At 76.0% G+C, this 13,822-nt stretch carries 9 protein-coding genes and 1 pseudogene; 6 read left to right on the top strand and 4 right to left on the bottom strand.

Annotated features, from left to right (window positions below; translation table 11 throughout):
• Positions 1–3: 3 nt before the first annotated feature.
• The 3 genes and pseudogenes from CLV70_RS41970 to CLV70_RS04400 all read right to left on the bottom strand — a co-directional run.
• Positions 4–1,212, bottom strand: a pseudogene (locus CLV70_RS41970) (acyltransferase domain-containing protein); the annotation flags it as partial.
• Positions 1,213–1,361: 149 nt separating this feature from the next.
• A complete protein-coding gene (locus tag CLV70_RS40795) occupies positions 1,362–4,646 on the bottom strand; it encodes a beta-ketoacyl synthase N-terminal-like domain-containing protein (RefSeq protein WP_245908027.1) in 3,285 nt (1,094 codons plus the stop codon).
• A gap of 125 nt (positions 4,647–4,771) precedes the next feature.
• Entirely contained in the window at positions 4,772–5,554 is a 783-nt protein-coding gene (locus CLV70_RS04400) for an MBL fold metallo-hydrolase (protein WP_106125072.1), read from the bottom strand.
• A gap of 83 nt (positions 5,555–5,637) precedes the next feature.
• On the opposite strand from CLV70_RS04400, the gene CLV70_RS04395 reads away from it, so the two are divergent.
• The 6 genes from CLV70_RS04395 (at position 5,638) to CLV70_RS04370 (ending at position 12,315) form a co-directional block, all read left to right on the top strand.
• Complete coding sequence (locus CLV70_RS04395) at positions 5,638–6,219, top strand: TetR/AcrR family transcriptional regulator (protein WP_106125071.1); 582 nt, start codon at positions 5,638–5,640, stop codon at positions 6,217–6,219.
• A 93-nt stretch (positions 6,220–6,312) separates the two neighbouring features.
• Entirely contained in the window at positions 6,313–6,834 is a 522-nt protein-coding gene (locus CLV70_RS04390; RefSeq protein ID WP_106125070.1) for a 2Fe-2S iron-sulfur cluster-binding protein, read from the top strand.
• Complete coding sequence (locus CLV70_RS04385) at positions 6,831–7,817, top strand: FAD binding domain-containing protein (protein WP_106125069.1); 987 nt, start codon at positions 6,831–6,833, stop codon at positions 7,815–7,817. The genes CLV70_RS04390 and CLV70_RS04385 overlap by 4 nt, the downstream gene beginning before the upstream one ends.
• The gene (locus CLV70_RS04380; protein ID WP_106125068.1) at positions 7,814–10,165 is read left to right on the top strand and encodes a xanthine dehydrogenase family protein molybdopterin-binding subunit; all 2,352 of its coding nucleotides are present in this window, start codon (positions 7,814–7,816) and stop codon (positions 10,163–10,165) included. Before CLV70_RS04385 ends, CLV70_RS04380 begins: the two co-directional genes overlap by 4 nt.
• A gap of 53 nt (positions 10,166–10,218) precedes the next feature.
• Positions 10,219–11,319 carry an XdhC family protein gene (locus CLV70_RS04375; protein WP_106125067.1) on the top strand — a complete coding sequence of 367 codons (1,101 nt, stop codon included), beginning with the start codon at positions 10,219–10,221 and terminating at the stop codon, positions 11,317–11,319.
• A gap of 93 nt (positions 11,320–11,412) precedes the next feature.
• Positions 11,413–12,315 (top strand): aminoglycoside phosphotransferase family protein, encoded by a 903-nt coding sequence (locus tag CLV70_RS04370; RefSeq protein WP_106125066.1) that lies wholly within the window; start codon positions 11,413–11,415, stop codon positions 12,313–12,315.
• A 30-nt stretch (positions 12,316–12,345) separates the two neighbouring features.
• Here the strand turns inward: CLV70_RS04370 and CLV70_RS04365 are convergent, their stop codons facing one another.
• The gene (locus tag CLV70_RS04365; RefSeq protein WP_106125065.1) at positions 12,346–13,749 is read right to left on the bottom strand and encodes an FAD-dependent oxidoreductase; all 1,404 of its coding nucleotides are present in this window, start codon (positions 13,747–13,749) and stop codon (positions 12,346–12,348) included.
• Positions 13,750–13,822: the final 73 nt, after the last annotated feature.

Genomic DNA, 13,822 nt, shown 5'->3' with positions numbered 1-13,822 from the left:
GTCGACGGTGAGACCGGTGAGGGCGGCGCCGGGCCCGGCGGCGCGCCACGCCATCTCGACCAGGGCCGCGACGGGCACCACGACCTCGTCACCGATCACGTGGTCGGCCAGCCACGGCTGGCGGCCCAGGGACAGCACGCCGGAGTGCCGCACCTCGGGGCGGTCGGCGGCCGGTTGCGCGTCGCCGAGCAGCGGGTGGCCGGAGGCGGCGGCCGGCGGAGTCGCGTCGAGCCAGTAACGGGCCCGCTGGAACGGGTACGTCGGCAGGTCACGGCGGCGGGCGGTGCTGCCGGCGTACGCGACCGGCCAGTCCACCGCCACCCCGTGCACGTGCAGGGTGGCCAGGGCGTCGAGGAAGTCCGGCACCTCGGCGTCGTCGCGGACGCCGGGGATGACGTCGGCGGGGCTGTCCGCGGCGAGGCACTCCCGGGTGAGCACGCCCAGGACCGCGGCGGGGCCGACCTCCACGTAGCCGGTGGTGCCGGCGCCGTCGAGCCAGGCCACCGCGTCGGCCCAGCGGACCGTGTCCCGGGCGTGCCGCACCCAGTGGTCCGCGGTGGCGAGCGCGTCCGGCTCGGGCCGCCCGGTCACGGCGGAGACCACGGGCAGCGACGGCCGCCGGTACGTCACGGTCGCGGCCACCGCGCGGAAGTCGTCCAGCATGGCGTCGAGCAGCGGCGAATGGAACGCGTGGCTCGTGCGCAGCCGGCGCTGCCCGCCGCCGAGCCGCGCGGCCAGGTCGGCGACCGCGTCCTCGGCGCCGGAGAGCACCACGGCGCCCGGCCCGTTGACGGCGGCGAGCGCGACCCGGCCCGATGCGTCGGCGAGCAGCTTCTCCGCCTCGTCGGCGCGGGCCCGGACCGCGACCATCACGCCGCCGGGCGGCAGCGCGGCCATCAGCCGGCCCCGCGCCGCCACCAGCCGCGCGGCGTCCGGGAGGTCGAGCACGCCGGCGGCGTACGCGGCCGTGAGCTCGCCGATCGAGTGACCCGCGAGGTGGCCGGGGTGGACGCCGCACGCCCGGTACAGCGCGTACAGGGCGGCCTCGAACGCGAACAGGGCCGGCTGGGCGTAGTCGGTGCGCTGGAGCAGCTCCGGGCCGGCGTCGATGACGTCGCGCAGCGGCCGGTCCAGGTGCACGTCGAACGCGGCGCACACGGCGTCGTACTCGGCGGCGAAGGCCGGGAAGGCGGCGGCCAGCGCGCGGCCCATGCCGGGCCGGTGCGCGCCCTGGCCGGTGAACAGGAACGCCGTCCGCGGCTCGCGGTGGGCCACGGCCTCGTGCAGGGCGGGATGGGGCACGCCCCGCGCCAGGGCCCGCAGCGCGTCGGGGTCGCCGCCGCGGACCACCGCCCGGTGCGTCAGCGGCGCCCGACCGGTGGCCAGCGAGTACGCCACGTCCCGGGCGAGCCCGTCCGGCGGGAGGCCGGCGAGTCGTTGCGCGTACGCCCGCAGCCCCGCCCCGTCCGCCCCGCCGAGCACCACGGCGCCCGGTCCCACACGTCCGGCACCCGCTCGGCGGAGGGCTCCGCGGCCGGCGGCTCCTCGAGGATCACGTGCGCGTTCGTGCCGCCGATGCCGAACGACGACACCGCCGCGCGCCGGGGGCGGTCGCCGGCCGGCCACGGTTCCGCGGTGCCGAGCAGGCGTACCGCGCCGCTGGCCCAGTCGACCAGCGGCGAGGGGTCGTCGCCGTGCAGCGAGCGGGGCAGCCGGCCGTGCCGCATCGCCTCGATCATCTTGATCACGCCGGCCACGCCCGCCGCCGCCTGGGTGTGGCCCAGGTTCGACTTCACCGAGCCCAGCCGCACCGGCTCCGCGCGGCCCTGCCCGTACGTGGCCAGCACCGCGGCGGCCTCGATCGGGTCGCCGAGCCGGGTCCCGGTGCCGTGCCCCTCGACGACGTCCACGTCGGACGCCGCCAGCCCGGCGTCGGCCAGGGCCAGCCGGATCAGGTCCCGCTGCGCGGCGCCGTTCGGGGCGGTCAGCCCGTTCGACGCGCCGTCGGAGTTGACGGCGGAGCCGCGCAGCACGGCGAGCACCGGATGGCCGAGGCGGCGGGCGTCCGACAGGCGTTCCAGCAGCACCAGCCCGGCGCCCTCGGCCCAGGCGGTGCCGTCCGCCCCGGCCGCGAACGAGCGGCAGCGCCCGTCCGGGGACAGCCCGCGCTGGCGGCTGAACGCGAGGAAAGGCCGTACGGTGGACAGCACGGTGACGCCCCCCGCGAGCGCGAGGCGGCACTCGCCATTCCGCAGCGCCGTGGCCGCCAGGTCCATGGCGACCAGCGACGAGGAGCACGCGGTGTCCACGGTCAGCGTGGGCCCGCGCAGGCCGAGCGCGTACGCGATCCGCCCGGACGCCACGCTGCCCGCCGAGCCGATGCCCAGGTGTGCCTCGAGGTCGTGGCTGTCGCCCAGGCGCCCGGCGTAGTCGCTGTGCATGAGGCCGACGAAGACCCCGGTGTCGCTGTCGCGCAGGGCGGGCGCCGGGAGGCCGGCCCGCTCGAACGTCTCCCAGGCGACCTCGAGCAGCAGGCGCTGCTGCGGGTCGGTGGCCAGCGCCTCGCGCGGCGACATGCCGAAGAAGCCGGGGTCGAAGTCGGCCGCGTCGTAGAGGAAGCCGCCGCGCCGGGTGTACGTGGCACCGGCGCGGTCCGGGTCGGGGTCGTAGACGGCGTCGGTGTCCCAGCCGCGGTCCGCCGGGAACTCGCCGGTGGCGTCCACGCCGTCGTCGACCAGCCGCCACAGCTCCTCGGGCGACCGTACGCCCCCGGGGAAGCGGCATCCGGCGGCGACGATCGCGATCGGCTCGGCAGGCGTCCGCGGCCGCTCGGTGACGCTGGCCGGCGCCCCGCCGAGTCGCGAGTCCAGGTACGCCACCAGCGCCGCCGGGTTCGGGTGGTCCCACAGCACCGTGGTGGGCAGCCGCAGCCCGGTACGCACCCCGAGCCGGTGCCACACGGTGACCGCCTGCACGGACGTCACGCCGAGGTCGGCGAAGGCGGTGGCCATCCCGGTGACCGGGCCGCCGATCGCCGCGAGTTCGGTGCGGACGAGCTCGGCCAGCGCGGCCCGGCGCTCGCCGGCGGTCATCGCGTCGAAGCGGGCCGTCTCCGCGGACGGCACGGCCGCGAGCCCCTCGCGCAACAGCGACCGCCGCGGCTTGCCGGAGCCGGTACGCGGGATCGCCGGGGTGAAGACGATCTCCTCCGGCACCTTGTACGCCGACAGCGCCGCCGCGCACGCCCGCAGCAGCACCGCCGGGTCGGGTTCCGCACCGGCCGGTGCCACGAACGCGACCGGCACCTCGCCCAGCAGCGGGTGCGGGCGTGCCACCACCGCGGCGTCGCCCACCTCCGGCAGGCTCAGCAGCACCCGCTCCACCTCGGCCGGGTCCACATTGGCGCCGCCGCGCACGATGCGGTCGCCGGTCCGGCCGATCACCGTGAGGTGCCCGTCGGCGTCGATCCGGCCCAGGTCCCCGGTGCGGTACCACCCGCCGGGCAGCGCCTCGGCGGTCGCCGCCGGCTGCCCGTGGTAGCCGAGGATCAGGTTCGGGCCGCGTACCCGGATCTCGCCCTCGCCGTCGGCGGGCCCGCCGGTGACCGGGTCGGTCAGCCGGACCTCGACGCCCGGCACCGGCGGCCCGCTGGTGCCCGGCCGCCGGGGCCCGGCGGCCGGCTCGACGGCGATCATGCCGCAGGTCTCGGTGCTGCCGTAGCAGTCCAGCACCGGCACTCCGAGCAGCGCCTCCGCGTCGGCCCGCAGCGCCGCGTCGCTGACCGCGCCCGCGGTCACGCAGATCCGCAGCGAGCCGGTGCGGTCCGGACGGGCGTCCAGCAGGTGCCGGTAGGTGACCGGCACCCCGGCCAGCACGGTGGGGCGTTCCTCGCCGATCAGCCGGGCGACGGTGGCCGGGTCCGGCGCGTCCACGATCCGGGCGCTCGCGCCGGCGACGGTCACGCCCAGCACGCACAGGGAGTGGGCGAAGCTGTGGGCCATGGGCAGCGGCCAGAGCAGCCGGTCGGCGGCGTTCAGGCCGAGCAGCGGGCCGTAGCAGGAGACCGCGGACCACAGCGCGGCCCGCTGGGTGGCGAGTGCGCCCTTGGGTACGCCCGTGGTCCCCGACGTGTAGAGCAGGAACGCGGGCTCGTCGAGGCCCGGGTCGTCGCGGGGTACGGCGTCCCCGGGCGCGCTGGCCGCTCCCGGCGCGAGCAGCCGCACGGGCCGTCCGGCCAGCCGCGCGATCCGGGCGTGGTGCCGCTCGTCGGCCACCACGACGGCGGGGGTGCAGCCGGCGAGCAGGGTCGCGAGTTCGCCGTCCGTGCCGCGCGGCCCGAGCGGCGCGCCGACGGCCCCGGCCCGGACCGTGGCCAGCACCGCCTCGGCCAGGTCCACGCCGTGATCCAGCACGAACGCGACGCGCTCGCCCGGTTCCACCGCCAGCGCCACGGCCAGCCGCGCGGTACGCGCCCCCACCTGCGCCCAGGTGACCGCACGCCGGTCGTCGGAGAACGCCGGCCGGTCGCCCCGGTGGAGAGCGTTGTCCCGCAGCACCTCCGGGATCGGGCGGACCTCGGCGTGGGCGGAGATGGCGGAGTAGGCGGCGGTGGAGGCGTGATCGTCGGTGCTCGGGCCTCGGAGCATGGCGCCGATCGTGACACTGTGGATCGTGGTCGGGCCCGTCAGTGACGGGCGGGAGGGCCCATCGTGCCCGAGGGGGCACCGCCCGTGGCCCCGGCGGCCGGCGCGGCGGCACCGTCCACTGCGGATCAGCCGCCGCTGAGGGCGGCGAACGCGACCGGGTCGTGGGCGGAGAAGACCGTCAGGTCCGGCTCGTCGCGGGCGAGCAGCGCCGCCAGGCGGGCGTGATTCTCGCGCACCTTGCTCCGGTCCCACGCGACCATGGTCTCCAGCGCACGCAGCGAGAACGGCACGCCGCCGCTCCCGTCGACGGTGCCCCGGTAGTAGAACGCGTCGCCGGCGTGCAGCAGCCACCCGCTGCCGGAGTCGACCGCCACGCAGGCGTGCCCGCGGGTGTGGCCGGGGAGCGGGATGAGCACGATGCCCGGCGCGATCTCGTCCAGGGGCTTCGCGGCGGCGAAGCCGCGCCACGACTCACCGGCCGCCCCGTGCTCCACGAGGCGGGGCCCGTGCGCCCACTGGGCGGGGCGGAACCGCTGCCGCTCGCGCCGGGTCGGATCGGTGACCGCGCCGGACACCTCGTCGGCGGTGGCGTGCACGCTCGCCTCGGGAAAGTCGGAGAGGCCGCCGATGTGGTCGGCGTCGAAGTGGGTGAGCACGATGTGCCGCACGTCCTCGCGCCGGAAGCCGAGCCCCTCGACCTGCCGCGCGGCCGTCTCCCCTGCGTCGAGCACGGGCCGCACGAAGCTGCGCACCGGCCCGATGCGGCGGCGGGGGTCGGCGACGTCGGCGAGGCCGTAACCGGTGTCCACCAGGACCAGGCCGTTGCCGGTCTCGAGGAGCAGCACGTGGCACACCAGGGAGGCGCCGGGCGGGCGCATCGTGCCGCAGTTGAGGTGGTGCACCTTCACCGGATCACTCCGTCATCGAGGTCGGCCTACGATAAGTGAGAAGAGCCTTCCGGAAACCGGTCGGCAGTGCAAGGAAGGTCGGGATGGCCGAGGACAGGGCGCCGGTGACGCGCCGGCGCGCCGATGCCCGCCGCAACATCGACGCGCTGGTCGAAGCGGCGGGCGCGGTGTTCGCGACCTCCGGCGTGGAGGCGCCCGCGAAGGAGATCACCGACCTGGCCGGCGTCGGGGTCGGCACGCTCTACCGGCATTTCCCGCACCGCGCCGACCTGGTCAAGGCCGTGGTGGAGAGCGGCATCGACGCGGTCGCGCAGGCCGGTCCCGCGCTGGCCGCCGGGCACCCGCCGGCGGAGGCGCTGCGCCTCTGGGCCCGGCGGTTCACCGAGCTGATCGCGACCAAGCGCGGGCTCGCCTCGGCGCTGCAATCCGGCGATCCGGCGTTCCGGGAGCTGCCCGGCTACTTCCTGCGGCGGCTGGGCCCGATCGTCGCCGACCTGCTCGACGCCGCCGTGACCGAGGGGACGGTCCGCGAGGACCTCGGCGCCGAGGATCTTCTGCACGCCCTCACGATGCTGTCCCAGCCGGCGCCGGGGCGGGGAATCGACCACAATCAGCGCGTCGTCGCCGTCTTCCTCGACGGCCTGCGCCACGACCCCGCCCGGTAGCCGGAAATCGAGCACGCCCTTGCGCCCCCTCCACCGCCGTGCCTACTATCCGGAAAACTTTTCCACTTAGGCCGCTGACGAGAGGCTCCCACCATGACCGAGGACGGTGGACCGGTGCGGATCAACGGAAGCCCGGTGGCCCTGCCGGACGACCCGCGCGTGTCCCTGCTGGACCTGCTGCGCGAACAGGCCGGGCTGCACGGCACGAAGAAGGGCTGCGACCAGGGCGCCTGCGGCGCCTGCACGGTGCTGGTGGACGGGCAGCGCGTCCTGTCGTGCCTCGCCCTGGCGGTCCAGTACGCCGGCCGCGAGGTCGTGACCATCGAGGGCCTGTCCGAGGGCGACACCCCGCACCCCCTGCAACGGGCGTTCGTCGAGCACGAGGGCTTCCAGTGCGGCTACTGCACGCCCGGCCAGATCTGCTCGGCCCTCGGCATGATGGCCGAGGTGGAGCGCGGCGTGCCCAGCTACGTGACGGCCGACCTCGGCGCCGCCACGGCCGGCCTGGACGGCGACGAGTTGCGCGAGCGGATGAGCGGCAACCTGTGCCGCTGCGGCGCGTACAACGGCATCGCCGACGCCGTCGCGGAGACCTTCGCGGGGCGGACCCGATGATCCCCTTCACGTACGCGAGGGCCGGGGACGAGGAAGACGCCGTCCGCCTCGCCGGCACGGCCGGCAGCACGTACCTGGGCGGCGGCACGAACCTGGTCGACCTGCTGCGCCGGACGGTCGAACGGCCGAGCGCCCTGGTCGACGTGACCGGACTGTCCTCGTCGATCGAGGACAGCGGCGGCGGCCTGATGATCGGGGCGGCTGCCCGCAACACCGCGGTCGCGGAGCACCGGCTCGTGCGTACCCGCTATCCGGTGCTGTCCCGCGCGATCCTCGCCGGGGCCTCCGGGCAGATCCGCAACATGGCGACGGTCGGCGGCAACCTGCTCCAGCGGACCCGCTGCCCGTACTTCTACGACGTCGCCGGATACCGGTGCAACAAGCGCAATCCCGGCGAGGGCTGCGACGCGGTCGGCGGGCCCCACCGCGGCCACGCGATCCTCGGCGCCTCGCCGGCCTGCATCGCGGTCCACCCCTCGGACATGTGCGTCGCCCTCGCCGCCCTCGACGCCGACGTGCACCTGCGCGGCGCCGGCGGATCGCGCCTCGTGCCGCTGACCGGCCTGCACCGGCTGCCCGGGACCCACCCGGAGATCGAGACGGTGCTCGCACCCGGCGAGCTGATCACCGGCGTGCAGCTGCCCGCGCCGGTGACGGGTGAGCGCTCGGCGTACCGGAAGGTGCGGGACCGGGCCAGCTACGCGTTCGCGCTGGTGTCGGTCGCCGCACTGCTCGGCGTGCAGGACGGTGTGGTCACCTCTGCCCGGCTCGCGCTCGGCGGCGTCGCGCCCAAGCCGTGGCGGGCGTACACGGCGGAGCGGTCCCTGATCGGCGGCCCGGCCACGGCCACGGCGTTCCGGGCCGCGGCCGAGGCGGAGCTGGCCGCGGCGACCCCGTTGCGCGACAACGGTTTCAAGGTGGAGCTGGCGGTGCGCACCATCACGGCTGTCCTCGATGGACTGGTGCGGGAGGAGCGGGCATGAGCGACGCGCACGACGCGAAGCTGGTCGAGGAGGGCGCCGCCCTCGCGCGGCGCCCCGGCCGGACGACGACCCCCGTGCCGGCGGTCCCGGAGAACTGGGCCGGCGTCGCGCACGCCGACCCGCTGTCCCGCGGGCACCGCGGCTACGTCGGCACGCCGCTGGCCCGCCTCGACGGCCCGGTCAAGGTACGCGGCCGGGCACCCTTCGCCGCCGAGTACGGCTACGACGACCTGGCCTACGCGGCCCTCGCCTACAGCACCATCCCCAAGGGACGGATGACCGGGCTCGACACCGCGGCGGCCGAGGCCTCCCCCGGCGTCGTCCTGGTGCTGACCCACCGCAACGCGCCCCGGCTGAACCCCCAGCCCGGCTACGACATGTCCCTGCGGGATCCGGGGATCGGTTTCGAGCGGCTCCCGGTCATGCAGGACGACCGCGTGCACTGGAACGGCCAGCCGATCGCGCTCGTCCTCGCCGAGACCCAGGAGCAGGCCGATCACGCCGCCTCGCTGATCCACGCGACGTACGCGGCCGAACCGGCGGTGACCTCCTTCGCGGCGGCGCTCGCGGCGGGCACGAGGCCGCTCGAGATCTTCGGCCGGCGGATCCGCGTGGAGCTCGGGGACGCGGAACAGGCCCTCGCGGCGTCGGCGGTGTCGGTCGACGAGACGTACCGGACCCCGCCGCACCACCACAACACCATCGAACCGCACGCGGTCACCGTGGCGTGGCACGGCGACGAGCTCCGCGTGCACGACAGCACCCAGGGCGTCCTGCACACCGCGTGGACGCTGGGGCAGATCCTCGGGATCGACCCCGCCCGGATCCGGGTGACGTCGCCGTTCGTGGGTGGCGGCTTCGGCGTGAAGGTGTTGTGGCAGCACCACGTCCTGGCCGCCGTGGCCTCCCGGACGGCCGGACGCCCGGTGCGCCTCGCGCTCTCCCGCGAGGGCGTCTTCCGGATGACCGGGGGCCGCCCGCCGGCCGAGCAGCGGGTGGCCGTCGGCGCGGACGAGGACGGCAGGATCCGTGCCATCGTGCACACCGGCGCGTACGCCACCACCCGGCACTCCCCCTGGCCCGAGCCGCTGTCCATGGCGAGCCAGAACCACTACGCGTCGGACGCCTTCGTGCTCGACACCTCCATGGCGTACGCCGATCTGGTGCAGAACTGCAGCATGCGGACGCCCGGCTCGACGATCGGCTTCTTCGCCCTGGAGAGCGCCGTGGACGAGCTGGCCGGGAAGCTGGGGATGGACCCGATCGAGCTGCGCCTGCGCAACGAGACGGCGACGAACCCGATCGGCGGCAAGCCGTTCTCCTCGCGGCACGCCGCCGAGGCCTGGCGCGCGGGCGCCGAGCGGTTCGGCTGGTCCCGGCGCAGTCCCGTGCCGGGCTCGGTCCGCGACGGCGAATGGCTCGCCGGGATGGGCTGCGCGATGGTCTCGCACCACTATCAGCGGCGCCCCGGCGGGGCCGCCCGGATCCGGCTCACCGCCGACGGCCGGGCCCGGGCCGAGGTCGCCGCGCACGAGATGGGCATGGGTACGGCCACCGTGCAGTCCCAGATCCTCGCCGACCGGCTCGGGCTCGACATCGACCGGGTGTCGGTCGGGTACGGCGACTCCGCGATGCCCGGCCGTTTCCTCGCCGTCGGGTCCTCGCAGAGCGCCGGGATCGGCGGCGCGCTGCTCGCCGCCACCCGCAACCTCATGGATGAGCTGCTGAAACTCGTCCGCGACGGGTCGCCGCTCGCCGGGCTCACCCTGGCCGAGGTCGGCGCGGTGAACGGCGGGCTCGCCGCCCTCGACGACCCGTCCCGGCACGAGAGCTACGAGTCCGTCCTGGCCCGCGCCGGGCGCGCGGAGCTCGTCGTCGAGGGCAGCGGCGAACCGCCGGCCGAGATGGCGAACGTCTCCATGTTCTCGTTCGGCGCCATCTTCTGCGAGGTACGGGTCAGCTCGGTCACCGGCGAGACGCGGGTCAGCCGGATCCTCGGGTCGATCGACTGCGGCCGCGTCCTCAATCCCCGGACGGCGGCGAGTCAGTTCCGGGGCGGGATCGTCATGGGGCTCGGCGCGGCGCTGACCGAGGAGACGGTCTTCGACGACCGCAACGGGCGGATCGTCAACGCGAGCCTCGGCGACTACCACGTGCCCGCGCACCTCGACGTGCCCCCGATCGACCTGATCTGGACCGACATCCCCGATCCGTACGCGCCGGCCGGCGCGCGTGGCATCGGAGAGCTGAGCAGCACCGGGGTGGCACCGGCCGTGGCGAACGCGATCCACAACGCCACCGGCCGGCGGATCCGGGACCTGCCGATCACCCCCGAGAAACTGCTGTGACCGGGACGGGACGCCGTACGGTGGAACCGCCGACCGCACCCGGAGGGGGCCGCATGCGCGACGTCCTGGACAGTCTGCTCACCTGGTGGGAGGCCGGGGAGCCGGCCGGGCTGGCCACCGTGACGTCGACCTGGTCGAGCGCGCCGCGGCAGCCCGGGGCGGCCATGGCCGTCGGGCCGGACGGCACCGTCGCGGGCAGCGTCTCGGGCGGCTGCGTCGAGGGCGCGGTCTACGAGCTGTGCCGGGAGGTCGCCGGAACCGGTACGGCCCGCACGGCCCGGTTCGGCGTCAGCGGCGACGACGCCTTCGAGGTGGGCCTGACCTGCGGCGGCACCATCGAGCTGCTGATCGAGCGGGTCGGCCCGGACAGCTTCCCGGAGCTGCCCGCCCTGGTAGCGGCGGTGCGGGACGGGCGGCCGGTGGCGCTGGCCAGCACGTTCGCGGCCGGCGCCGTACGCCACCTGCTGATCGAGCCGGACGGCCGGGAGGGGTCGCTCGGCCACGACCGGATCGACGACGCCGTCACCGACGACGGCCGCGGTCTCCTCGCCGCCGGCCGCACCGGGCTGCTGCACTACGGACCGCACGGTGAACGCCGCGGCGAGGGGCTGTCCGTGATGGTGTCCGCGTTCGCCCCGCCCGCCCGCATGCTGGTCTTCGGCGCCACCGACCACGCCGCGGCCACCGCCGGGATCGGGTCGCTCCTGGGCTTCCACGTCACCGTCTGCGACGCCCGGCCGGTGTTCGCCACCGCCCGCCGGTTCCCGGCCGCGGACGAGGTGGTCACGGACTGGCCGCACCGCTACCTGACGGCCGAGGCGCAGGCGGGGCGCGTCGACGACCGTACGGTCGTCTGCGTCCTCACCCACGATCCCAGGTTCGACGTGCCGGTGCTGGAGGTGGCGCTGCGCCTGCCGGTCGCGTACGTCGGCGCGATGGGTTCCCGCCGCACCCACGACGACCGGCTCAAGCGGCTGCGCGAGGCGGGCCTGACCGACGGCGCCCTGGCCCGGCTCGCCTCCCCGATCGGCCTCGACCTGGGCGCCCGTACGCCCGAGGAGACCGCGCTGAGCATCGCGGCCGAGATCATCGCCGTGCGCTGGGGCGGCACCGGTCAGCGCCTGACCCGCACCGACGGCCCCATCCACCCCTGACCTCCCGCCGCGAAGCGGGCGCCGATATCGTTCGACCGGGCGCCGCGGCCCGCATAGACTCCCCCGGTTTTCCCCGGCCGGACAGGGAGTTCCGTGAGCAGCACACCGCGTTTCGGTCCCGCCCCGCGGCGGATCGCCGTCGAGCCGGAGCAGGTGCGCCGGCTCGTCGCCGACCAGTTCCCCGAGTGGGCCGGCCTGCCGGTCCGGCCCGTGCGCGACGGCGGGTGGGACAACCGCACCTTCCACCTCGGCGCGGAGATGTCGGTGCGGCTGCCGAGCGCCGCCGAGTACGCCGCCGCGGTGGACAAGGAGCACCGGTGGCTGCCGGTGCTCGCCCCGCGGCTCCCGCTGCCGGTGCCCGTGCCGCTGGCGAAGGGGAAGCCGGGCGCCGGGTACCCGTACCCGTGGTCGGTCTACCGGTGGCTGGACGGCGAACCGGCGAGCGCGGACCGGATCGCCCGGCCCGTACCCTTCGCCCTCGACCTGGCCGGGTTCCTCGCGGCCCTGCACGGTGCCGGGAGCGCCGGCGGGCCGCGCCCGGGGCTCCACAACTGGTATCGCGGCGGCCCGCTGCACGCGTTCCAGCCGTTCGTGGACCGGGCCCTCACGGCGCTCGGCGGCCGGATCGACGCCGGCCGGGCCGTCGAGCTCTGGCGGGCCGCCCTGGACGCGCGCGGGGACGGTGTGGAGAAGTGGTTCCACGGCGATGTCGCCCGGGGGAACCTGCTGCTGCGCGACGGGGAGCTCGCGGCCGTCATCGACTTCGGGGCGTGCGGCGTCGGCGACCCGGCCTGTGACCTGGCGGTCGCGTGGACGCTGCTGACCGCCGACGGCCGGCGGGCGTTCCGGGAGCGCCTGCCGGCCGACGACGCCACGTGGGCGCGCGGCCGCGGCTGGGCGCTGTGGAAGACGCTCGACACCTGCGCGTCCGCCCTGGGCACCCCCCGCGAGGCGGCGGAGCTGCGCGTCCTCGCCGAGGTTCTCTCGCAGGGTTGATCCCCGGCCGCGGCTCGGCCCGCGGTGCCGTCAGGCGGCCTCCAGCGGGGGGACCGGCCGGGGCCGGGGCACGCTGCGGGCGCGCCAGGCCCGCCACAGCGAGCCGGGCGTGGCGAGGACGGCCGGGTGCTCGATCATCTGGGTCACCTTGGCGAAGCCGAGGGCGAGCACCGGGTCCACCGTCGTGGCCTCGACGACCATGCCGGCCAGCGAGGCCCGCACCCGCTCGAGGCCCCGCGGCGGCAGGTTGATCGACGGCCGGGCGCGGTCGCCGGCCGTCGACGTCGCCCACGCGGCGTCCACGACCACCTGCTGGAGGTCGAAGAACGGCCGGGCCGGGGCGGTCAGGTCGGGGCCGGAGCGCAGGAACATCGACAGGCAGGATGCATGCAGGGCGGCCGACGACATGCCCTGGCCGTAGATGGGGTTGAAGGACGCCACCGCGTCGCCGACCGCAAGCAGCCGGGCCGGCAGCCGCCCGGCCTTCGCCCAGTCCCGGCGCCGGCTGTCCGCCTGGCGGTACGTGATCACGTCCCCGATGATCCCGTGCGACACCGCCCGGCCGAACGGTTCGGGAAAGTCCTGGCGGCAGCGCCGGATCAGGTCCTCGGCGGTCTCCCCCGGCCGGCAGGTCCCGTAGCCGCCCATCATGACGATCCAGCGGTCGTTCTCCACCGCCGAGAACGCCACGCCCGCGAGGTCACCGCCCTTCGCCGGGGTCAGGGCACAGAGCGCGGCGCCGATGTCGGGGCGCCCCGGCGGGCGTCGGAAGAACGCGGTCGCGTAGTTGATGCCGGTGATCTGCCGGGTCATCGGCGGCGCGTCCCAGCCGGCCGCGGTCAGCCAGTCGGAGACCTTGCTGGCCCGGCCGGTCGCGTCCACCACCAGGTCGGCCGGCTCGTGGCCGCCGTCGCCGTCCGACTCGTACCGCACGCCGGTGACCTCGGTGGCGTTGAAGTCCAGCCCGGTGACCCGGCCGTTGATGATCTTCACGTTCGGCAGCTCGCGGACCCGCTCGCGGACCTGCTGCTCGAGGAAGGGCCGGGTGGCGGTCAGCGCGTCGCCGATCGGGGCCACGGGCTTGCGCACGCCGTCGGTGTAGGAGGCCCACTGCTGGGGCGAGATCGGCTGCGCCCCGGCGGCCCGGGCGCCGGCGTCGAAGCCGGGGAACCAGCGCTCCAGCTGCCGGCCGCCGGCCTGCAGCAGCGCGTGGACCTGGGTGCCCTGCGGCACGCCGCGCCGCGGGGCGACGACGTCGGTCAGGGTGTCCCGCTCGATCACCACGACCGTCGCCGCGTGGTCGGCCAGGACCCGCGCGGCGAGCAGCCCGGCCATGCTGCCGCCGAGCACGACGACCCGGTCCAGCCCGGCCGGCGCGCCGGTCGGCGGCTCGACCGAGCCGATGGTGGCGAACGTACGCGCGGCTGACGCCATGCGGATCCTCCCGGTAACGCGCTGAACACATCGGAGGGTCAACGATAGTGAGGATCCGCCCGCCCTGTCCGTA

Origin of the sequence: Pseudosporangium ferrugineum, assembly GCF_003002065.1 — a bacterium.
In the GTDB taxonomy this organism is placed as follows: Bacteria; Actinomycetota; Actinomycetes; order Mycobacteriales; family Micromonosporaceae; genus Actinoplanes; species Actinoplanes ferrugineus_A.
This window is presented reverse-complemented; position numbering and strand designations above follow the sequence as displayed.